Source organism: Alcaligenes sp. WGS1538 (assembly GCF_043187505.1).
Taxonomy (GTDB): Bacteria; Pseudomonadota; Gammaproteobacteria; order Burkholderiales; family Burkholderiaceae_B; genus Alcaligenes.
This window is the reverse complement of the sequence record NZ_CP171109.1, coordinates 495617-515198: the sequence shown is the minus strand read 5'-3', so window position 1 is coordinate 515198 and position 19582 is coordinate 495617. Positions and strand designations below refer to the sequence as shown.

Here is a 19582-nt window from a genome sequence, read left to right as displayed (position 1 = left end):
CATAGAATAGATGAGATTGATTATCAATAACAATTTCATGTAGAGAGAAGCTTTCGTGGACATCTTCCCGTCTCGCCGCCCGTCCTGCGCTCCCGCGGGCTTGTCGGCCCTTCTGCTGATCAGCCCCGCTGCGTTCGCCCAGGCCAATCCCGAAGTCAGCCAGTTGCCCGGCATCGTGGTCTCCGCCCAGCGCGACAACGCTCCCACGCTGATGAAAGGCGCGCAAACCCTGAAGGAAACCCCGCAGTCGGTGACCATCATCACCCGCGAGCGCATGGACCAGCAGAACCTGCAGAGCCTGGACGAAGTCCTGCAGCATGCGCCCGGCATCACCGTGCAGCCTTACCAGTTGCTGACGACCGGCTACTATGCGCGCGGCTTCAAGATCGACTCTTTCCAGCAGGACGGCGTGCCCATCCAGATGGGCCAGATGGCCAGCCCGCCCCAGGACATGGGCATCTACGAGCGCGTGGAGATCCTGCGCGGGGCCAACGGCCTGATGCAGGGCGCCGGCAATCCCGCCGCCACGGTGAACCTGGTGCCCAAGCGTGCGCCGCGCGAGTTCCTGGCCCAGGGCGAGCTGTCCGCAGGCAGCTGGAATCGTTATCGCGGCCTGGTCGACGTGGGCGGCCCCGTCAACGAAAGCGGCAGCCTGCGGGCCCGCATCGTGGCAAGCCATGAGGATCGCGGATTCTTCTACGATGTGGCGGGCCAGAAATCCAGCAATTTCTACGGTACCGCCGACCTGGACCTGGGGCCGGACACGGTGCTGACCCTGGGGCTGCAACACCAGCGCATCCGCTCCACCACCACGATGGCGGGCGTGCCCTTCTACCGCGACGGCACGGACATCGGCCTGCCGCGCTCCACCTATCTGGACGTGGACTGGGACCGCTTCGACTGGGACACGACCCGCGTCTTTGGCGGCATCGAGCACAACTTCAGCAATGAATGGACCGCCAGGCTCAACCTGAACCACCAGAAAGGGGATTCCGCCCTGAAATACGCCGGCGCCAACGGCGCGGTCGACCCCTTGACCGGGACCGGTCCGCGCCTGACGGGCGGAGCCTATAAGTTCGAGAACAGCCAGACCAGCGCGGACGGCTACCTGACCGGCCCCTTCACCCTGCTGGGCCGCCGTCACGAAGCCACAGTGGGCATGAACTACCAGCGCACCAGCCTGGAGCAGTTCTCGGGCAACTTCCTCACGCCCGTGAACCAGCCGGTGAACATCTGGGACTGGAACCCCGGCAGCATCCCCGAACCCGCCGTCGGCCCCTATGTCTCCCGCGGCCCGACGACAACGACGCAATCGGGGCTTTATGCGGTGGGCCGCTTCTCGCTGGCCGACCCGCTCAAGCTGGTCGCGGGCCTGCGCCTGAGCCAGTGGAAGCAGGAAGGCGCGGGCGTCTCCAGCAAGGTCAGCAATGAATGGACGCCCTATGGCGGCCTCATCCTGGACATCACGCCGCATTGGTCCGTCTATGCCAGCTATGCGCAGGTCTTCCAGCCGCAGACGCAGACCACCTGGGACGGCCAGGCCCTGGATCCCGTCAAGGGCGCCAACCTGGAAGCCGGCATCAAGGGCGAATTGCTGGACGGCCGCATCAACAGCAGCCTGGCCTTCTTCAACATCCGCCAGCGCAATCGCGCCCAGGTGGATCCGGCCTACCCTTGCGTGGGCATGAGCTGCTTCTATGTCAGCGGCGGCGAAGTGGAAAGCCAGGGCGTGGAAGCCGAAATCAGCGGCCAGCCCCTGCCGGGCCTGGACCTGTCGCTGGCCTATACCTACAACACGACCAGATACCTGAAGGATGCCCAATCGCAGGGCCAGCCCTTTGCCAGCTTCACGCCCAAGCATATCGCACGGCTCTGGGCCAACTACACCTTTCCCTGGGACAACGGCCGCCTGAGCGCCGGCCTGGGCGTGCAGGCGCAAAGCGCCTACACCGTGCAGTCCGGCGGCTTGACCCTGCGCCAGGGCGGCTACGCGCTGGCCAACGCGCGGCTGGGCTATCGCATCAACCGGAGCCTGAGCGCCGCCCTGCATGTCAACAACCTGTTCGACCGGCGCTACTACCAAAGCCTGTCCGGGCCGCAATGGAACAACCGCTATGGCGAGCCGCGCAACGTCATGCTGACGCTGCGGGCCGAGTACTGACATGCGTCTTCCCGGCTTTCATGGCCGGGCCCGGGGCCTGCTGGCCCTGGGCCTGGCGCCGCTGCTCAGTACGGGGCTGGCCGCGGGCGTCGCCGCCTGGGGCCCCGGCTCGGACGCCCTGAACCGGCTGTACGCCGGCCTGTTCATCGGCGTGCTGGCCCAATGCCTGCTGCTGGCGGCCTGCCTGACGATCCGCCGCCCCGCCGGCCTGCCGCTGCGCCGCGCCCTCTCGGCCAGCCATGCCTGGACGGGAGCCGTCCTGGGCGCCATGCTGTTCGTCATCTGTTTGAGCGGGGCGCTTGCGGTGCTCAAGCCCGAGCTGCGCAACTGGGAAATGCCCTCTGAGCGCCGGCATCCATCCGTCACGCTCGATCTGGACGACATACTGGCGCAAGGGCTGGCGGCCTTCCCCCATGCGGACGTCCTGCAACTGGACCTGCCCGCAGACGGCCAGGTACAGGCGCGTGTCCAGCCGGCCGGGCCGCCGCAAGGCGCCCAGAACGCGTCCGCAGCCCTGGCATTTCCGCCCCATGCTCCGGTCCACGGCAAGCTGACCGGGCTGCTGACTGGATTGCACAATACCTTGTACGCGGGCTTTCCCGGCCGCATCCTGGTGAGCCTGTTCGGCTTCGCCCTGGGCGCGCTCGTCCTGGGCGGCGTGTTGCTGCACCTGCGCCAGGGCGCCGGCCTGCTGCGCCTGCGCCTGCGGTCCGGCCTGCGCGTCCTGGCGTATGACGCCCACAAGCTGCTGGGCCTGTGGCTGGCGCCCCTGCTTTTTCTGACCGCCGCCACCGGCATCTTCTCCGGCCTGGGTGCGCTGGCCACCGTCCAGCTGGCGCCCTACGCCTTCCCGGAGCAGCCCCGGCAAGCCATGCAGGCGCTGATGCAGCCCTACGAACGGCCCGCCGCCGGCCAGGCCGCGTCCATGTCCAGCCTGAACGAATTGCTGGACCGCCACCGCCAGGCCCACCCCGCCTTCCTGATCCAGGGCGTGACCGTCCACCACTGGGGCGATGCGCACGCCTATGCCACGCTACGCGGGACGGCCCGCGGGCAATTGAGCACCGCCCTCTTCGAACGCTATCACTACGCCCTGATCGACCTTGCCCTGCTGCGGCACGACAGCGCGGCCCAGCGCGGCGCGTTCACCCAGGCCTTTATCGCCGTCCAGCCCCTGCATTTCGCCCAGTACGGCGGCGCGGTCAGCCGCTGGCTGCATGCCCTGGCTGGGCTGGCCGGCGCGACATTGGCCGCCAGCGGAGTGTGGCTGTGGCTGGCGCGGCACGGCGCGGATTCGTTCCGCCGACCCTGGCTCAGCGGCGCGATGCTGGGCCTGCTGCTGGCCTGCTGCACCCTGTTCGCCATCACGGCCCTGACGCCCGACTCCTGGCCTGCGCGGGAGCGCTGGCAGGTCTGGAGCTTCGGCCTGACCTGGTCCGGCGTCCTGCTGTATGGCCTGCTGCCGGCCCGGCGCCGCGCTTCCCGGCCGGTCGGCCTGTTGCGGCTGGCCTCCCTGCTGCTGGGCGTGGCCGCCGCCGCCAGTCTGGCAAGACAGTGGGGCGGTGCGCTGCAAGCCGAGCTGCCGGCCCTGTTCATCAATCTTCTCCTGTCGGCAGCCGCCGCCGCGCTCTGGCGACTGGCCCGACGCCTTTCTCTTGGGACGCCATGACATCCAGATCCCCCACCTCCGCCGCCTTCACCCTATCCCAGACCCTGGCCGCCCTGCAGGCCGACGCCACAGTGCAGCTCCTGCCCTTTCACGAGCGCGGCCGGGCCCGCGCCGACTGGCTCATCGGCATCCGCATGTTCTCGGACGACGCCTCTTTGCACGGCAGCCACTGGGAACGCCACCCTCGAGGCGATGAAATCCTGACCCTTCTGGAGGGCTGCCTGCACCTCATCCTGGAAGGTTCCCAGGCCGATACGCGCCTGACCCTGAGGCCCAATCAATCCTTCGTCGTGCCCCGCGGCTGCTGGCACCGCCTGGAGGTGGCCGAGCCCGGACGCCTGCTGTTCATCACGCCCACCACAGGCAGCGAGCACCGCTTGCGCAAGGAAGCCTGAAATGACCAAGACCGCATCAAACCGGCCCGCCCTGCTCTGGCCCCTGATCGCCTGCCTGTACATTTCCCAAGGCGTGCCGTTCGGACTGGCCATGGAAGCCCTGCCGGCCGCCTTGCGCCATGCCGGCGCCGAACTGGCGGCCCTGGCATTGCTGCCGCTGGTCGGCCTGCCCTGGGTGCTGAAATGGGGATGGGCATCCCGGGTGGACAATTATTGGCACCGCCGCCTGGGACGCCGCCGCAGCTGGATCATTCCCATGCAGTCACTGGTTCTGGCCTGCCTGCTTGGGGTCTGGATGCTGGGGATCTCGGCCGCCACCCTGCCCTGGCTGCTGGCGCTGGCCGTGGCCGCATCCCTGGCCAGCGCCACCCAGGACGTGGCCACCGACGCACTGGTGGCCGAGCAGTTCCCGGCCGCTTCCCTGCCCGCGGCCAACGCCGTGCAGGTAGCCAGCACCATGGTGGGATTCTTCTACGGCGGGCCGGTGTTCCTGATGATCTACGGCAAACTGGGGCAGGCGGCGGCCATGCTTGCGCTGGCGCTGCCCATCGCAGCCAGCCTCTTGCTGGTGCTGGCCTGGCGCGAGCCGGCCGTGCAGGCATCCGCCCAGTCGGGCAAGGCCAGCCTGCGGCATTTCCTCCTGTCGGGCCGCAGCGCCTGGGGGCTGATCGCCGCGGCCTTCCTCTCCGCCGTGACCGTGGTCGCCTGCCACGGCCTGGGGAAACTCCTGCTGGTCGATGCGCATTGGCCGCTGACCAAAGTCGGCCAGATCGGCATGCTGGGCGGTGCGGTGACCATCGTGCTGGGTTGCGGCGGCGGCGCCTGGCTGGTGCGCCGGCTGGGCGCCTGGCCGGCCTTTTACGCCGGCATCGCCGCTGCCGGAACGGCCGCCGCCATCTGGGCCTGGCTGGCATGGCAAGCGCCGGCGCTGCCGCTGGCCGCGGTCTGGACGGCCACCTTGCTGGCCAGCTTCGGCGCCGGCAGCGCTTCGGTCGCCGTCATGACGGCGGCCATGCGCTTTGCCCATTCCCGCCACCAGGCGGGCACCGACATGACCATGGTGCAAAGCATGCGCGATCTGGGCGAGATGGCCGCCTCATCCTCGCTGATCGCCCTGGCCGCCGGAGTGGGCTACACGCAGGGCTTTCTGCTGGGCTTGATACTGGCCATGCTGACGCTGATCCTGGTGCCCGCCCTGCTGGGCGCACGCTCAGCGAGAGGCGGGGTGCAATCCCGACCCTGAGGCGGCTACGTCGCCCGGCCCAGCCCGGCCATCAGGCGGTCCAGCGCATTGGCGAATTCACGGCGGTCCGCCTGGCTGAAGGGCGGCGGGCCGCCGATGTCGACGCCTGCGCCGCGCAGTTCCTCCATCATGTCGCGCATGGCCAGCCGCTCGCCGATGGAGCCGGCGTCCAGGCGTTCGCCGCGCGGGCTGAGCACCAGCGCCTGCCGGGCCAGCACCTGCGCCGCCAGGGGAATGTCGGCCGTGATCACCAGGCCGCCCGCGCCCACGTGCTGGACGATGTAGTCATCGGCCACATCGAAGCCGCGCGGCACCTGGACAGCGCGCAGCCATGGCGAGGGCGGGGTGCGCAGCATCTGGTTGGCCACCAGCGTCAGGCGCCGTTCCCAGCGCTGGGCGGCGCGATACAGGATTTCCTTGACCACCGCCGGGCAGGCGTCGGCGTCCACCCAGATGTGCATCGCTCACCGCTCCAGGGCCTGGGCCAGCAGGCGGTCGACCAGTTCGTTCATGGCCACGCCCTCGGCCGCCGCGCGTGCGCGCAAGGCATCGATCACGGGCTGGGTCAGCTTGACCGGGAAGGAGACCAGTCCGGCCGCCTGGTCCAGGCGGCGCTGTTCGCGCCGGTCGGGCACGACGGCTTCGCCGGCAAAGCGGGCCGGCGGCGTGGCCGCCTTCATCTTGCCCATCAGCTTCAGGGCCTTGTTTTTTTCGAGATCCGTTCGTTTCATGTGCTTTCCGCCAAGATCCGGCATGCCCGCCTGAAAGAAGCGGACTGCGCATGGCGGGCGCCATGTGCCGGCATGGCATGCATACTGCTCAGGACGGCCGCAAAAGTCCAGGCATTTATGGCGGCGCGCGACGGCCTGAAGCAAAAAATGCCCCCACGCTGCGCCTTCGGCTTGCTGCCCCCCGAGGGGGTGCTTTTTACCTTGGGGTGGCCCGGCGGCAAAAATGCCCCCACGCTGCGCAGGCTGATCGCCTGCTTGCTGTCCACCTCGAGGCGTGCATGCCGCTTGGACTCGCCAGCCGCGCTACCCCTGCGCGCCGACGTCGGCGCGCACGATGCCGCAGCGTTTGTGCGCCCGCATGACAACGGCGACATCGCTGTTGAGCACTCCCTCCATTTCCCCAAGGCGGCGCGTGACGACATCCCAGAGCTGGGTGCTGTCGCGGCACAGCACATGCCAGAAGAGCTGCGACGGGCCGCTGGTGCCGAAGAGGCAGCGGGTATTGGGATCCTGCGCCAGGTGGGCAGCCAGGGCGTTGACCGCCTGCGGGCGCACCTGCACCGACACCACCGCCTCGACCGGAAACCCCACCAGCGCGGGCTCGACCTCGACCCGGAACGACAGCGCCCGGCGCTCCACCAGATGCTGCAACAGGCGCTGCGCGGTCGGCTCGCTTACGCCGGCGTGCTCGGCCAATTCGGCCAGGCTGGCCCGGCCATCGCGCTTGAGCCGGGCCGCGATTCGCTGCTCGGCCTCGGTCAGCACCGCCGGAGGGCTGACCGGCGCTGCCCCCGCGTCGGCGGCGTGTTGCGCCTGGATGCGCCACTGACCCGCGCGCCGGAAAGAGCGCAGCACCAGACGCGCATCGACATGCTCCACCCCCGCCATGGACGGCAGGATGCGTGTCACCAGCTCGGGCATGTCGGCTTCGTCGGCCAGCGTCAGCTCCGCCATCAGGTCGGCGGAGCCGACCAGCGTCACGACCAATTGGCAGTTCTCCAGCCGCGCCAGCTCCTCGGCCACCTCCGGCACCTGTCCGGCGCGGCAGCGCATCCAGGCATGCAGCACCACGCCCCGCCCCGCAATCAGGGGATCGGTTTCGGCGATCACGCGCAAGGCATCCGTTTCCAGAAGGCGTTTGATGCGCCGCGCCACGGTGCGCTCGGCGATGCCGGCCGCCGCGCCCAGCTCGCGCCAGGACGCGCGCGGTTCGGCCTGCAGGGCGATCAGGCAGGCGAGATCGGTGTCATCGAGTGTTGGCATTAAGGGCTTACCCTTACTTGACCTGACTATATCCATCAAATTAACCTTCCGCAATTGCTAAAAACAAAAACTTTTACCTTAGTTTTGTCTAAAAATAAATTTCCTCGAGGTTTCCATGAGCACCCCCTCCCATCAACCGAGCGCCACGCAGGGAGCCGCCGCTGCCCCGGTGTCACGCGCCCGCACCATCCTGGCCGGTAGTGTAGGCAATGCCGTCGAATGGTTCGACTGGACCATCTACGCCTCCTTCGCCATCTTCTTCTCCAGCCAGTTCTTCCCCGAAGGCAATGAAACCGCAGCCCTGCTGGCGACCTTCGGCATCTTCGCGGTGGGCTTCTTCATGCGCCCGATCGGCGGCTGGCTGCTCGGCATCTTTTCCGACCGCTACGGCCGCAAGGCGGCGCTGGGGCTGACCATCCTGATGATGGCCGGCGGCTCGCTCATTATCGCCGTAACGCCCACCTATGCCGCCATCGGCCTGGCCGCCCCGCTGCTGCTGACCGCCGCGCGCCTGCTGCAAGGCCTGTCGCTGGGTGGAGAGTATGCCTCGGCCACGACCTTTCTGGCCGAAATGGCGCCGCCCAAGCGCCGCGGTTTCTATTCCAGCTTTGTTTTCTTCAGCGCCGCCGTCGGCATCCTCGCGGCTTCGGCCGTGGGCTGGATCCTCACCTCCCTGTTGAGCAAGGCGGAAATGGCCGCCTGGGGCTGGCGCATCCCCTTCCTGCTGGGCGCACTGGGCGGCGTGGCCGGCCTGTGGATCCGCCGCTCCATTCCGGAAACCGAAGCCTTCGCCGAGAGCAAGAAGGCCGGCGTCGAGAAGCAGCCGCTGCGCACCCTGCTGCGCGAGCACCCCGTGGAAGTGCTGCGCATCGTCGGCTTCTCCGTCCTGACGACCTTCGCGTTCTACATTTTCGTGGCCTATGTGCCCACCTACGCCATCCGCCACGTGCAGGCCGACCCCAAGGTGGCCTTCGCCGCCAACACCGTGGCGCTGATCGTCTTCATGCTGGTGCAGCCCCTGTTCGGCGCGCTGTCGGATCGCATCGGCCGCAGGCCGCAGCTGATCGTCTTTGCCGCCGGCTACCTGCTGTTCTTCTACCCGCTGATGAGCACGCTGGGCCCGTCTTTCGGCTCCATCCTGCTGGTGGAACTGTTCGGCCTGGTCCTTTACGCCATGTACACCTCCATAGCCCCGGCCATCATGTCCGAGCAGTTTCCTACCAGCGTGCGCGCCGTCGGCATCGGCACGCCCTATAACCTGATGGTGGCGCTGCTGGGCGGCACCACGCCCTATCTGCTCACCTGGCTGCAGAGCAACGGCCTGGAACGCTGGTTCTTCTACTACGTGCTGGCCGGCGCGGTGATTACGCTGTTCACTTTCATCCGCATGCCGGAGACGGTAGGCCAGAAGCTGCGTTGACCGCTCCTGCCCCGCCCGGCGGCGCCCCCGGGGCGCGCACGACCCGCTTGCGCGGGTCTTGTCCATTTTCAGGAAACCCCATGTCAGAACAAGATACCGCCCTACATTTCCGAGACGCACTTGAGATCGGTCGCGAGATCCGGCAAGGCCGACTGAGCGCGCGGCAGGTCGCCACGCATTTTCTGGACCGCATCGAGCGCGCCGCCGCCCTCAACGCCTTCAGCGTCGTCACCGCCGAACGCGCCCTGGCCCAGGCCGATGCCGCCGACCGCCTGCTGGCGGCCGGCATCGTGCTGGGCCCCTTTCATGGCGTGCCTGTCGCAGTCAAGGACAGCGTGCAATGGGAAGGCACCGAAGCAACGCTGGGCTCGCAGGCCCGCGCCGGGCAGCTCAGCACCGAGACCGCCGCCGCGCTGCGCCTGCTGGCCGCGCAAGGCATGGTCGTGCTGGGCAAGACCCGCATGACCGAGTTCGCCTTCGGCCTGTCGGGCCAGAATGCCACCCAGGGCACCGCGCGCAACCCCTGGGATGCGACCGTGGCCCGCGCCCCGGGCGGCTCTTCCAGCGGCTGCGGCGTGGCAGTAGCCGCTGGCCTGGCGCCCATCGCCCTCGGCGGCGACACCGGCGGCTCGGTGCGCGCGCCCGCCACCCTCAACGGCCTGGTCGGCTACAAGCCCTCCACGGGCGTGATCAGCCGCGCCGGCAGCCTGCCGCTCTCCGACACGCTGGACGTCCTGGGTCCTCTCGCCCGCAGCGTGGCCGACGCCCGTCAACTCGTCGCGGCCCTGTCGGGGCCGGACATCGCCGACCCCGCCACCCTCGCGCTGCCGGCGACTTGCGTGGCCGCCCTGCGCCAGCCCCCCACCCCCATGCGCGGCCCCATCGCGCTGCTCGCGCCCGAAGCCTGGCCGGCCACCCTGGACAGCGCCACGCAAACCCTCTGGCAACAGGCCCTGGACCGCCTGCAGCAGGCCAAACTGGAACTCCAGGTCTGGATGCCGCCGCCGTCGCTCTCCTTTGCGCGCATGGCCGAAGACAACTCGATCGTGCTGGCCTACGAAGCCTACCGCTACTACGGCGAACTGGCGTTGGCCCCCGAGCTGCCTCTGTGGCGCGTGGTGCGCGAGCGCATCGCCGCGGGCGGGCGCATCGATGCCGCCGACTACGAAGCCGCCCTGCAGCGGCGCAGCGCCGACATGCAAGCCTTCGCCCACGCCATGCAGGGCCGCGCCGCCCTGCTCATGCCGGCCTGCGACCAGGCCGCCCAGGCCCTGGACCCCGACGATCTGCGCCACGCCGGCCTGGGCAAGCTCCTGCGCCCCGGCAACTTCCTGGGCGCGGCCGCCATCTCGCTGCCCAGCGGCTTTGACGGCCAAGGCCTGCCCACCGGCGTGCAACTCATGGCGCCCAGCGGCCAGGACGCCGCGCTGCTGGACAGCGCCCGCATCGTCGAAGGCATCCTCGGCCGGCCCTCGCGCCATCCCGACCTCGCGGCCTGGGGCCTCTGAAACGACAACAGGCGCGGCGCCGGATCACGACGCCCAGCGCTTCCACATCCATGGCCTGGGGCGACGCAGTCCAGCGAACGACCGGGCTGGAATCGGTGTCAAAAAAAAAAACCCGCTGAAAGCGGGTTTTTTTGTCGAACCGGGGAATCAGTCCTGACGGTCGGTGACTTCCACCAGGTGGTAGCCGAACTGCGTCTTGACGGGGCCCTGGACCACGCCCACGGGAGCGCTGAACACGACTTGATCAAATTCGGGAACCATCTGGCCGCGGCCGAAGGTGCCCAGTTCGCCGCCCATGCGGGACGAGGGGCAGCTGGAATTTTCCTTGGCCACCTGGCCAAAGTCGGCGCCGGCTTCGATGGCGGCTTTCAGTTCGTTCGCTTTGGCTTCGGTGCTGACCAGGATGTGGCGTGCGGAGGCTTGTGCCATGATGTACTCCTTTTTTGGAAAATCGTTCCAGCTTAACCCAGAACCGGCCCCGGCGCGAAGCCCGGGGGCCGACCCGGGTTCAGCCGCATCAGGCCTGGACCGCCTTGCGCTTGCGCGCCGCCAGCACCCGGCCCAGCACCACGATCAGGATGGCGCCAATCGCCTCGGCGATCAGCTTGGTGGTGGTGGACGGAGCGCCGAAATGTTCCACGAAGACCACGTCGGTCACCAGCATGCCGCCGGCGATCCAGCCCAGCAGCGCCGCGCCGAAAGTGACCACGATGGGGAAGCGGTCGATGAGCTTGAGCACCAGGGTGCTGCCCCAGATGATGATGGGCACGCTGACCACCAGGCCGAAGATCACCAGGCCGATCTGGTGGTCGGGGTTGGCGGTCTGGGCGGCGCCGGCGATGGCGATCACATTGTCCAGGCTCATGACGAAGTCCGCCACGATGATGGTCTTGATGGCCTTCCACAGGGTTGCCCCGCCTTCGATGTTGCCGTGCGCGTCATCGTCGGGCAGCAGCAGCTTCACGCCGATCCATACCAGCAGCAAGGCGCCCACGATCTTCAGGTACGGCACCGCCAGCAGCGTCAGCGCGAACGCGATCAACACCACGCGCAGGCCGATGGCCCCGGCCGTCCCCCACAAAATACCCTGCATGCGCTGCTTGGCCGGCAGGTTCCGGCACGCCAGCGCGATCACCACGGCATTGTCGCCCCCCAGCAGGATGTCGATCATGATGATCTGGAACACTGCCGTCCAACTGATTGTCTGCAAAAGCTCAAGCATTTGTTGCCCGCCTCTTCAAGTTTTTTAATGGAAACCAGACAGCCATCTTGCAGAGTCCGGCGCGTGCAGGAATCGCCCGCGCACGATGCAAAACAAAATGGCCTGTTCCACCAGGGACACAGGCCATCTCCACTGTGGAGAGTTCGCCTTGCCCATGATGGCAAGGTCTTGCTTGCAACCGCTTGGTTGCCCGGACACCGGGAATGCGCAGATGACTGCGGCATTGCCGTAATGACGATGCGCCGGAAAGTAAGCTACTCCCCTTGATAGACGCAGAGTATAGCGGCCTTGCGGTGAACTGAAAAGTCTTCCGTGCGCAAATCCGCCGCCATTTTGTTCGGGATGGCGGCACGGCCCCGCAACATCGGCCGCGCATTGCCTAGATGCACTTGAGCGCGCCGACGTCCCCGGTGTAGGGAAAACGCAATTCCTCGTAGCCGAAGGGCTGAAAATGCACGGTCAGGCCGTCTTCGTTGGGCAGGATCACCGCGTAGCTGGCCGGCTCGAAAGCGGACGTGGCCGCGCCCGGACGCTCCAGGTCCAGCTCGTGCTGGTGATTGGTGCCGCTGACGGTCACGAAGGGAATGCCGTGCCACGTGCCGGCCGCGCAGCGGTGCACGTGGCCGGAGAACAGGTGCACGGGGGCGGGATGGGCCTTGAGCAGGGGCAGCAGCTGTTCCGCGTTGCTCAGGCGCAGCCAGTCCATGGACGGATACTGCAAGGCCGGCAAGGGGTGGTGCGAGAACAGCAGGACCGGTCCGGCATGGCGTTCCATCTCGCGCCGCAGCCAGCCCAGGCGGGCCTCGCACAGATAGCCGTTGGTGTAGCCGTCCTGCAGGGTGTCCAGATAAATGGCCCGCCAGTCGCCCAGGGTCTCGGCATGTTGCACAAAGCCCGGCAGTTCCGTGCGCGCATCGGGAAAGACATTCCAGAAGGCATGCCGGCTGTCGTGATTGCCCATCAGCAGGCGCACCGGCGGAATCAGGTCCTGCAGGCACTCGCGCAAGCGTTCATAGGCCAGGGGATGGCCTGCGTGGGTCAGGTCGCCGGTCAGCACGCACAGGTCCGCATCCGCGTGGTGACGGTTGATGTGCCGCACGCAGCCGAGCAGCCGGTCCGCGGGATCCGAACCGAACAACAGGCCGTCGGGCGGGGTGATGTGCAAGTCCGAGAACTGGATGATTTTCATGAGAGATCCTTAACGAATTCCGGCGCGCAGGAAAGCCTGCATGAACTGCTTCTGGAACAGCAGAAAGCCCAGCAGCAACGGCAAGATGGTCATCAGCGTGGCCGCGCTGATCAGGGAAATGCTGACCCCGCTTTCCGGCGCGCCGAACAGGGACAGCCCCACGGTCAGCGGCCGGGTGTGCTCGGAGCTGCTGATGACCAGCGGCCAGAGGAAGTTGTTCCAGTGCGTGGACACGGACACCAGCGCATAGGCCAGGTACACGGGCCTGACCAGCGGCACATAGACGCGCCACAGCACGCCCAGGCGGCTGCAGCCTTCCAGGCGGGCGGCGTCCTCCAGCTCGCGCGGCACCTGCTTGAAAGCCTGGCGCAGCAGGAAGACGCCGAAGGCGCTGGCCATGTAGGGCACGCCCATGCCCCAGACCGTATCCGTCCAGCCCAGCAAGGCCACCATGCGGTAATTTTCCACGATCAGCACTTCGGGCAGGATGAACAATTGCAACAGCAGCAGCATGAACAGGACCTGGCTGCCGAAGAAGCGAAAACGCGCGAAGGCATAGGCGGCCAGGGTGCAGAGCAGGAACTGGCCGGCCAGGATGGCGGCGACCAGCAACGTGGTGTTGAAGATGTAGCGCATCCAGGGCGCACGTTCCCAGGCCGCGCCGAAATTGGCCAGCGTCCAGCCCGAAGTCGGATCGAAGCGCAAGGCCGCCGACGGGTCGCGGAACGCCGCCCAGCAAGCGTACAGCAAAGGCGCGATCCACAGCAGCGCCAGCATGTGCGCGCCCAATGTATCCAGGGACGGCAGGCTGGGCGCGCGGCGTGGAGCGGGGGCGGTAAGAACAGTATCCATGGCGTTCACTGGTAATGCACGCGCCGTTCGGCGTAGCGGAATTGGAAGACGGCGATCAAGCCCAAGGCCAGCAACAGGCCCACGGTCAGCACGGCGGCGCTGGGCGTGTCCATGTAGGCGAAGGCGGTTTCCCATATCCAGTACAGCATCAGCTTGGATGCGTTGTTGGGGCCGCCCTTGGTCAGAATGAACAGGTGATCCACCAGCTTGACCGAATTGATCAGCGCATTGATCAGGATGAACAGGGTCGTGGGAGCCAGCAGCGGCAGCAGCACGCGCCGACCGTACTGCCAGCGGCTGGCGCCTTCCAGCCGGGCGGCATCGCGCAGCTCGGGCGGAATGGTCTGCAGGGCCGCCAGATAGAAGATCATGAAAAAGCCCGCTTCCTTCCAGATGGTCACCACCATGACCGCGCCCAGAGCCGTCTGCGGCTGGCCCAGCCAGTTGGTGGCGCCCTGGCCGAACAGGCGGGCGATCTGATCCAGCAGGCCCAGGTCCGGCGTGTAGAAGAACAGCCACAGGTTCGCGGCGGCAATCATGGGCAGCATGGTGGGCGTGAAATACGCGCAGCGCACCCAGGCCCGCATGCTCATGGCGCGGTTGGCCCACAAGGCCATCAGCAGCGCCAGGGCCATGGACACGGGAATGACGATAGCCGCGTACCAGAGGTTGTTCTTGAGCACCAGCCAGAAGGTCGGGTCGGCCAGCACCACATCGTAGTTGTCCAGTCCGACGAACCGGGCGGGACGGCGCGCCGTCCCCTTGCTCTGCAGGCTGGACCAGAACGTGTGCAGCGCCGGAATGAAGGCGAACACGCTCAGCAGCACGAACAGCGGCGTCAGCAACAGGTAGGCGAACACCCATTCTTTACGCAGCACACGCAATGGTTCAGCCATCACAGCACCCGCTTAGTTGAAAGGACGCAGCAGGCGCTCGGCCGCCGCCTGAGCCTCGTCCAGGGCCGCCTGGGGCGTCTTGGCATTGGTCAGCGCCGCCTGCACGGCATTGGACAGCAGTTCGCGCACGCGGGCGGTCTCGTAGGTGGCGAACTCGGGCGAGGCCACCGCCAGCTGGTCGCGGGCGACCAGGGCCTGCGGGAAGGTCTTGGCGTAGTCGGTCAGCGCCGGGGTTTCATAGGCGGCGGGGCTGATGCCCACGTAGCCCGTGGCCATGGACCACTTGGCGGCGCGCTCGGGCGCGGTCATCCAGCGCACGAAGCCCAGCGCCGCCTTCTTCTGCTCCTCGCTGGCGCCCTTGAACAGGTAGAAGTTGCCGCCGCCGGTGGGCGAGGCCGCTTTTTCCTTGGCCGGCAGCATGGCCACGCCGAAATCGAACTTGGCCTCGTTCTTGACGGCCGTCAGGTTGCCCGTGGTGTGCCACATCATGGCCGTCTGGCCTTGCACGAAAGCCTGGCGCAGCGTGCCCCATTCTATGGTGCCGGTCGGGCTGACCTTGTGCTTGTAGGCCAGGTCATGGAAGAACTGCAGGGCTTGCACCGACTTGGGATCGTTGAAATAGACCTTGTTGCCGTCCTCGTTCATCAGCTGGCGGCCGTTCTGCAGGGCCAGGGCCTGGAACATCCAATAGGGATAGCCGGTGGACGGGATCATCAGGCCGTGGCGCTTGTCCGTGGTCAGCTTCTTGGCCGTCTGCACCAGTTCGTCCCAGGTCTTGGGAGGCTGGTCGGGATCCAGGCCCGCTTCGCGGAACAGATCCTTGTTGTAGAACATGACGATGGTCGAGCGCTGGAAGGGAATCCCCCAGACCTTGCCTTCCAGGGTGCCGTTGGCCATCAGCGCGGGATAGAAGCTTTTGAGCCACTCCTGGCTGGCCGCATCCCGAGCCACGTCGCTGAAGGCTTCTACCAGGCCCTGCTCGACCAGGTCGTGGGTGTCCAGCGCGCCCAGCACGGACAGCTGCACGGGCTCGCCGGCGCGCAGCGCCGACAGGGCGCGCACGCGGGTTTCGTCGTAATTGCCGGAGTACACGGCCTTGACCTTCACATCGGGATTCTCGGCCTGGAAATCCTTGATCAGGCCGTCCACCACCTCGGTCAAGGGGCCGCCGACCGCGATGGGGTAGTACATGGTCAGTTCCACCGCACTGTGGGCATTGGCGCCCAGGCCCATCAACAGGGCGCTGGAGGTGGCAAGCAGATATTTCTTCAACATGAGAGACTCGCTGGAACGTTAGTCGGTGAATGCATGGGACGGCGACGGCAGGCGCGCCCCGCTGTCCTGGTTAAAGTAAAAAGCATGGGCGGGATCCCAACTCAGGCCGCAGCGAGCGCCCGCCTCGACGCTGCGGCTGTGCGGCGCGCGCACAATCAGGGTGCGGCCATCGTTCAGCCGCACATATACATACGCATCCGCACCCTGGAACTCCTGGTGCACGACCGTCACCGCGACGGTCTCGTCCGTCGCTTCCTGCAGGCGCAGATTCTCGGGACGCACGCCCACCAGCACGCGGTGCGGCTGGTCGAACTGCCGGCGCGCGGGCCACAGACTCAGGGGAACGTGATCGCTGTGGATCATCATCATGGGCGGGCTGCCGATGAAGCCGGCGGTGAAGACGCTGTTCGGCTCGCCGTACAGGTCCCGGGCGGCGCCCTGCTGCTCGATGCGCCCAGCATTGAGCAGCACGACGTGGTCCGCCATGCCCATGGCCTCGGTCTGATCGTGCGTCACGTACACCACCGTCAGACCCAGGCGCTGCTGCAGGGCACGGATCTCGTGGCGCACGGTGTGGCGCAGCTTGGCGTCCAGATTGGACAGGGGCTCGTCCATCAGGCAGATGCGGTGGCCCGACACGATGCTGCGCGCCAGCGCCACGCGCTGGCGCTGGCCGCCGGACAATTGACCGGGCTTGCGCTCCTCCAATCCTTCCAGATTGGTCAGGGCCAGGGCTTCGCGCAGGCGCTCCCGCTGCTGCTTGCGGTCGGCACGGCGCACCTGCAGGCCGAACAGGATGTTGTCGGCCACGTTCAGGTGGGGAAACAGGGCATAGGACTGGAAGACCATGCTCAGCCCGCGCCGGGCCGGCTCCAGCTGGGTGGCGTCCTGGCCGTTGATCAGCAGGCGGCCCTGATCAGGCGCTTCCAACCCGGCGATGATGCGCAGCAGCGTGGATTTGCCGCAGCCCGAAGGGCCCAGCAGGGCCGTGAACTTGCCTTCCTGGATGGACAGGTCCATCTGCCTGAGCACGGCCTGCTCGCCCCAGGACTTGCCTATGCCCTGCAATTCGATGGCGGCGCGGCTCATGGCAGCACCTCGTCGGCGATGACGACCCGCACCCGCGCCGGAATCCGCGTCCGGTATGGTTCCGGGATGGCCTGGTCGCACACCAGGACATCCACGTCTTCCAGCGAGCCACTGCGCACCGGGGCGCGGCGGCCGAACTTGGTGTGGTCCAGCACCAGGATGCGCACGCGGCAATTGCCGCGCAGCGCCTTGTGGCAATCGGATTCGGCCATGTCGAAATCCAGCAGGGCGCCGTCCGAATCGAAGCCGCCCACCCCGGACACGCCGAAGTCCGCCTTGAAACTGTTGAAGAGACGCTCGGCCTCCGGCCCCAGTATTTCCGGGTTGGGCTGGCGCAGCTGACCGCCCGCCAGAACCACGCGGTGGCTCGGGTTGTGCGTCAGCGCCAGGGCGGCGCTGATATTGTTGGTGACCACCGTCAGGTCCTGGTGGTCGGCCAGGGCCAGCGCCACCTGCTCGGGCGTGGTCCCGAAACCCAGCAGCACGCTGGCGCCCGGCGGAATCAGGCCGGCCACGGCGCGGCCGATGCGGGCCTTGGCCTGCAGCTGGGTGATGCGGCGCGTCTGGAAGGACACATTGCGCTCGGCCGCGTTCAGCTCCGCGCCGCCATGGCGGCGGCGCACCAGATCGGCCTCGTACAGGTGGTTCAGGTCGCGGCGTATGGTTTGCGGCGTCACCCCGAAATGCGAGGCCAGACCGTCCACCGACACCGCCCCCTGGGCCCGCAGCAAGTCAACAATAATGCTTTGCCGAACGGAAAGATTCATAACACTGCACGTTGGTTTCGTTTGAATACCAGGCAGTGTAGAAATCCCAGGTTACGGGTCGGTTACGCTCAGATGAAAGTTTTATGACGGATAAATGTTCACATGAACATTCATGGCTGAACGACAGCCGGACCCGCCGCGCTGAAGCCGCGGCAGGGCCCCCTCCAGTCGCTTACTTGCCGGCCTGCCCCGCGCGCCACTCACGCACGGCCTTCAAGGTGTTATTCACATGGTCGTCCGGCTCCATCGCCGTGTATTCGTAGATGATCCGGCCTTCGGGCGAGATCACGTACGAGATGCGCGTGGCGCGTTCCGACTGCGCGCCCATGCCCGCATCGTAGGCGCGTATCACCTTGCCGCCCGGATCCGCGCCCACCGCGAACTTGCTGCCGCAAGGGCCCGTGGAAAAGTCCTTCAAGGTGTCGATGTCGTCGGCGGACAGACCGATGACCGTGGCCCCCAGCGCCTTGTAGTCGGCTATGGCTTCGGCGAAGGTATGCGCCTCCACGGTGCACCCCTGGGTGAAGGCGGCCGGATAGAAGTACAGCACCACCGGTCCCTTCTGCAGCGCCCGGCTCATGGAGAAATCAAAGGTCTTGCCCGCCAGGGCCGCCTGCACCGTGAAATCCGGCGCCGTCGTTCCCACCGCCAGCGCCGCCTGCGCGCCGGGCGCGCCCGCCGTCAGGGCGATGCCCAGGGAGATTCCTGCCATTGCGTTTTTCATGCTGTCACCTTCATGCCGGAAGATTGAACCAGAAACCAGCGTAAGCCGATTAGCCGGCTCAATACAAGCCTTGTGCGGGATCAGGAAAGCAATCCGGACAGCACGCGCCCCTGGCGCGTCCGGACCGCGGCCATGGGGTAATATCCAGTGCGCACACGCGGAAAAAATGAGAACATCGCTGCACGATAGCCAAGCATAAACAAGGAGACACCATATGAAGATCCACCGTTTGCTGCGCCCCCTGCTGGCCGCCGCGCTGCTGGGCGGGGCATTCGCCGTCCAGGCCCAGGTCAACATGATGCTGCCGGCCAATCCGGGCGGCGGCTGGGACTCCACCGGCCGCCAGGCCATGCACGCCATGAACGAGGCCGGCATCTACACCGGCACGGTCAGCTTCACCAACAAGGGCGGCGCGGGCGGCACCATAGGCCTGGCGGACTTCCAGCGTTCGCAGAAAGGCAAGGCCGACGCCCTGGCCGTGTTCGGCGCGATCACGGTGGGCTCCATCTCCATGAACAAGTCGCCCATAGACCTGAGCAAGTTCAAGCCGGTGGCGCGCCTGACGGCCGAATACCTGGTGCTGGCCGTGAAAGCCGACGCACCCTACAAGACCCTGGACGAGTTCGTGCAGGCCCTGAAGGCCAATCCCGGCGGCATGCCCGTGGGCGGCGGCTCGGCCGGCGGCGTGGACCACATCGCGCTGGCCCTGCTGGCGCAGAAAGGCCAGGTGCCGGTGTCCGCCCTGAACTACATCCCCCAGGCGGGCGGCGCCGACACCGTCACGGGCATCGTCAACGGCACCCTCAAGGCCGGCATTTCGGGCGCGTCCGAATTCCAGCAGTTCGCCGACAGCGGCCGCATCCGCATCCTGGCCGTGTCCTCCGACAAGCGCATGAAGGGCCTGGACAACGTGCCCACCTTCAAGGAGGCGGGCTACGACGTGGAGATCGCCAACTGGCGAGGCATCCTGGGCTCGGTGGACATGCCCGACGAAAATTACCGCCAATGGGTGGAGCGCTTCACCAAATTGAACGACAGCCCGCAGTGGCACGCCACCATGGAGCGCCTGGGCTGGGAGCCCTACTTCCTGGGAGGCGAGGCCTTCGGCGAGTTCATCCAGGCTGAAAGCCAGCGCATCAACACCATCCTGCAAGACGCAGGCCTGGTCAAGTAAGACT

Annotated in this window: 19 protein-coding genes; 7 read left to right on the top strand and 12 right to left on the bottom strand. The window is 67.0% G+C overall.

From position 1 onward, the window contains the following. Positions 1-55 precede the first annotated feature (55 nt). From ACF3ND_RS02370 to ACF3ND_RS02355, 4 genes are read left to right on the top strand one after another with little or no spacing between them, the layout of a single operon-like run. The gene (locus tag ACF3ND_RS02370) at positions 56-2161 is read left to right on the top strand and encodes a TonB-dependent siderophore receptor (RefSeq protein WP_394063879.1); all 2106 of its coding nucleotides are present in this window, start codon (positions 56-58) and stop codon (positions 2159-2161) included. Between the two features lies 1 nt (position 2162). Beyond that, the gene (locus ACF3ND_RS02365; RefSeq protein ID WP_394063877.1) at positions 2163-3830 is read left to right on the top strand and encodes a PepSY-associated TM helix domain-containing protein; all 1668 of its coding nucleotides are present in this window, start codon (positions 2163-2165) and stop codon (positions 3828-3830) included. Further along, a complete protein-coding gene (locus ACF3ND_RS02360) occupies positions 3827-4225 on the top strand; it encodes a cupin domain-containing protein (RefSeq protein ID WP_394063875.1) in 399 nt (132 codons plus the stop codon). The genes ACF3ND_RS02365 and ACF3ND_RS02360 overlap by 4 nt, the downstream gene beginning before the upstream one ends. A 1-nt stretch (position 4226) precedes the next feature. Beyond that, a complete protein-coding gene (locus tag ACF3ND_RS02355) occupies positions 4227-5468 on the top strand; it encodes an MFS transporter (protein WP_394063873.1) in 1242 nt (413 codons plus the stop codon). A gap of 5 nt (positions 5469-5473) precedes the next feature. On the opposite strand, the gene ACF3ND_RS02350 is transcribed toward ACF3ND_RS02355, so the two are convergent. The 3 genes from ACF3ND_RS02350 to ACF3ND_RS02340 all read right to left on the bottom strand — a co-directional run bounded on the left by ACF3ND_RS02350 (position 5474) and on the right by ACF3ND_RS02340 (position 7498). Continuing rightward, on the bottom strand, positions 5474-5929 hold the full coding sequence (locus tag ACF3ND_RS02350; RefSeq protein ID WP_394063871.1) for a YaiI/YqxD family protein: 456 nt from the start codon (positions 5927-5929) through the stop codon (positions 5474-5476). A 3-nt stretch (positions 5930-5932) separates the two neighbouring features. Then, positions 5933-6199, bottom strand: a complete 267-nt coding sequence (locus ACF3ND_RS02345; RefSeq protein ID WP_394063869.1) for a hypothetical protein — start codon at positions 6197-6199, stop codon at positions 5933-5935. 303 nt (positions 6200-6502) lie between these two features. Next, positions 6503-7498 (bottom strand): Lrp/AsnC family transcriptional regulator, encoded by a 996-nt coding sequence (locus tag ACF3ND_RS02340; protein WP_394063867.1) that lies wholly within the window; start codon positions 7496-7498, stop codon positions 6503-6505. A 79-nt stretch (positions 7499-7577) separates the two neighbouring features. Between ACF3ND_RS02340 and ACF3ND_RS02335 the strand changes: the two genes are divergently transcribed. After that, positions 7578-8882: an MFS transporter gene (locus ACF3ND_RS02335; protein ID WP_394063865.1), complete on the top strand. Its 1305-nt coding sequence runs from the start codon at positions 7578-7580 to the stop codon at positions 8880-8882. A gap of 80 nt (positions 8883-8962) precedes the next feature. Next, a complete protein-coding gene (locus tag ACF3ND_RS02330; protein ID WP_394063863.1) occupies positions 8963-10390 on the top strand; it encodes an amidase in 1428 nt (475 codons plus the stop codon). A gap of 147 nt (positions 10391-10537) precedes the next feature. On the opposite strand, the gene ACF3ND_RS02325 is transcribed toward ACF3ND_RS02330, so the two are convergent. The 9 genes from ACF3ND_RS02325 to ACF3ND_RS02285 form a co-directional block, all read right to left on the bottom strand. Beyond that, positions 10538-10819 (bottom strand): peptidylprolyl isomerase, encoded by a 282-nt coding sequence (locus ACF3ND_RS02325; protein WP_394063861.1) that lies wholly within the window; start codon positions 10817-10819, stop codon positions 10538-10540. Positions 10820-10907: 88 nt separating this feature from the next. Continuing rightward, positions 10908-11612, bottom strand: coding sequence for a TerC family protein (locus ACF3ND_RS02320; protein WP_394063859.1), 705 nt, complete (start codon positions 11610-11612; stop codon positions 10908-10910). Between the two features lie 379 nt (positions 11613-11991). Then, complete coding sequence (locus ACF3ND_RS02315) at positions 11992-12801, bottom strand: phosphodiesterase (protein ID WP_394063857.1); 810 nt, start codon at positions 12799-12801, stop codon at positions 11992-11994. Positions 12802-12810: 9 nt separating this feature from the next. Beyond that, positions 12811-13653, bottom strand: a complete 843-nt coding sequence (locus ACF3ND_RS02310) for a carbohydrate ABC transporter permease (RefSeq protein WP_394063855.1) — start codon at positions 13651-13653, stop codon at positions 12811-12813. Between the two features lie 5 nt (positions 13654-13658). Beyond that, positions 13659-14549 carry a carbohydrate ABC transporter permease gene (locus tag ACF3ND_RS02305; RefSeq protein WP_394063853.1) on the bottom strand — a complete coding sequence of 297 codons (891 nt, stop codon included), beginning with the start codon at positions 14547-14549 and terminating at the stop codon, positions 13659-13661. 12 nt (positions 14550-14561) lie between these two features. Beyond that, the gene (locus ACF3ND_RS02300; protein WP_394063851.1) at positions 14562-15824 is read right to left on the bottom strand and encodes an ABC transporter substrate-binding protein; all 1263 of its coding nucleotides are present in this window, start codon (positions 15822-15824) and stop codon (positions 14562-14564) included. A gap of 18 nt (positions 15825-15842) precedes the next feature. After that, the gene (locus ACF3ND_RS02295) at positions 15843-16913 is read right to left on the bottom strand and encodes an ABC transporter ATP-binding protein (RefSeq protein ID WP_394063850.1); all 1071 of its coding nucleotides are present in this window, start codon (positions 16911-16913) and stop codon (positions 15843-15845) included. Continuing rightward, positions 16910-17680: a DeoR/GlpR family DNA-binding transcription regulator gene (locus ACF3ND_RS02290; protein WP_394063848.1), complete on the bottom strand. Its 771-nt coding sequence runs from the start codon at positions 17678-17680 to the stop codon at positions 16910-16912. The genes ACF3ND_RS02295 and ACF3ND_RS02290 overlap by 4 nt, the downstream gene beginning before the upstream one ends. Before the next feature lie 172 nt (positions 17681-17852). Further along, on the bottom strand, positions 17853-18404 hold the full coding sequence (locus tag ACF3ND_RS02285) for a peroxiredoxin (RefSeq protein ID WP_394063846.1): 552 nt from the start codon (positions 18402-18404) through the stop codon (positions 17853-17855). Positions 18405-18618: 214 nt separating this feature from the next. On the opposite strand from ACF3ND_RS02285, the gene ACF3ND_RS02280 reads away from it, so the two are divergent. Beyond that, the gene (locus ACF3ND_RS02280; protein ID WP_394063844.1) at positions 18619-19578 is read left to right on the top strand and encodes a Bug family tripartite tricarboxylate transporter substrate binding protein; all 960 of its coding nucleotides are present in this window, start codon (positions 18619-18621) and stop codon (positions 19576-19578) included. Positions 19579-19582: the final 4 nt, after the last annotated feature.

Bases quoted from the DNA above. Each gene is read 5' to 3' on its own strand.
- ACF3ND_RS02350 (WP_394063871.1), bottom strand. From the start codon at position 5,929: ATGCACATCTGGGTGGACGCCGACGCCTGCCCGGCGGTGGTCAAGGAA.
- ACF3ND_RS02355 (WP_394063873.1), top strand. From the start codon at position 4,227: ATGACCAAGACCGCATCAAACCGGCCCGCCCTGCTCTGGCCCCTGATC.
- ACF3ND_RS02340 (WP_394063867.1), bottom strand. From the start codon at position 7,498: ATGGATATAGTCAGGTCAAGTAAGGGTAAGCCCTTAATGCCAACACTC.
- ACF3ND_RS02365 (WP_394063877.1), top strand. From the start codon at position 2,163: ATGCGTCTTCCCGGCTTTCATGGCCGGGCCCGGGGCCTGCTGGCCCTG.
- ACF3ND_RS02320 (WP_394063859.1), bottom strand. From the start codon at position 11,612: ATGCTTGAGCTTTTGCAGACAATCAGTTGGACGGCAGTGTTCCAGATC.
- ACF3ND_RS02305 (WP_394063853.1), bottom strand. From the start codon at position 14,549: ATGGCTGAACCATTGCGTGTGCTGCGTAAAGAATGGGTGTTCGCCTAC.
- ACF3ND_RS02290 (WP_394063848.1), bottom strand. From the start codon at position 17,680: ATGAATCTTTCCGTTCGGCAAAGCATTATTGTTGACTTGCTGCGGGCC.
- ACF3ND_RS02345 (WP_394063869.1), bottom strand. From the start codon at position 6,199: ATGAAACGAACGGATCTCGAAAAAAACAAGGCCCTGAAGCTGATGGGC.
- ACF3ND_RS02295 (WP_394063850.1), bottom strand. From the start codon at position 16,913: ATGAGCCGCGCCGCCATCGAATTGCAGGGCATAGGCAAGTCCTGGGGC.
- ACF3ND_RS02285 (WP_394063846.1), bottom strand. From the start codon at position 18,404: ATGAAAAACGCAATGGCAGGAATCTCCCTGGGCATCGCCCTGACGGCG.
- ACF3ND_RS02300 (WP_394063851.1), bottom strand. From the start codon at position 15,824: ATGTTGAAGAAATATCTGCTTGCCACCTCCAGCGCCCTGTTGATGGGC.
- ACF3ND_RS02330 (WP_394063863.1), top strand. From the start codon at position 8,963: ATGTCAGAACAAGATACCGCCCTACATTTCCGAGACGCACTTGAGATC.
- ACF3ND_RS02325 (WP_394063861.1), bottom strand. From the start codon at position 10,819: ATGGCACAAGCCTCCGCACGCCACATCCTGGTCAGCACCGAAGCCAAA.
- ACF3ND_RS02315 (WP_394063857.1), bottom strand. From the start codon at position 12,801: ATGAAAATCATCCAGTTCTCGGACTTGCACATCACCCCGCCCGACGGC.
- ACF3ND_RS02280 (WP_394063844.1), top strand. From the start codon at position 18,619: ATGAAGATCCACCGTTTGCTGCGCCCCCTGCTGGCCGCCGCGCTGCTG.
- ACF3ND_RS02335 (WP_394063865.1), top strand. From the start codon at position 7,578: ATGAGCACCCCCTCCCATCAACCGAGCGCCACGCAGGGAGCCGCCGCT.
- ACF3ND_RS02360 (WP_394063875.1), top strand. From the start codon at position 3,827: ATGACATCCAGATCCCCCACCTCCGCCGCCTTCACCCTATCCCAGACC.
- ACF3ND_RS02310 (WP_394063855.1), bottom strand. From the start codon at position 13,653: ATGGATACTGTTCTTACCGCCCCCGCTCCACGCCGCGCGCCCAGCCTG.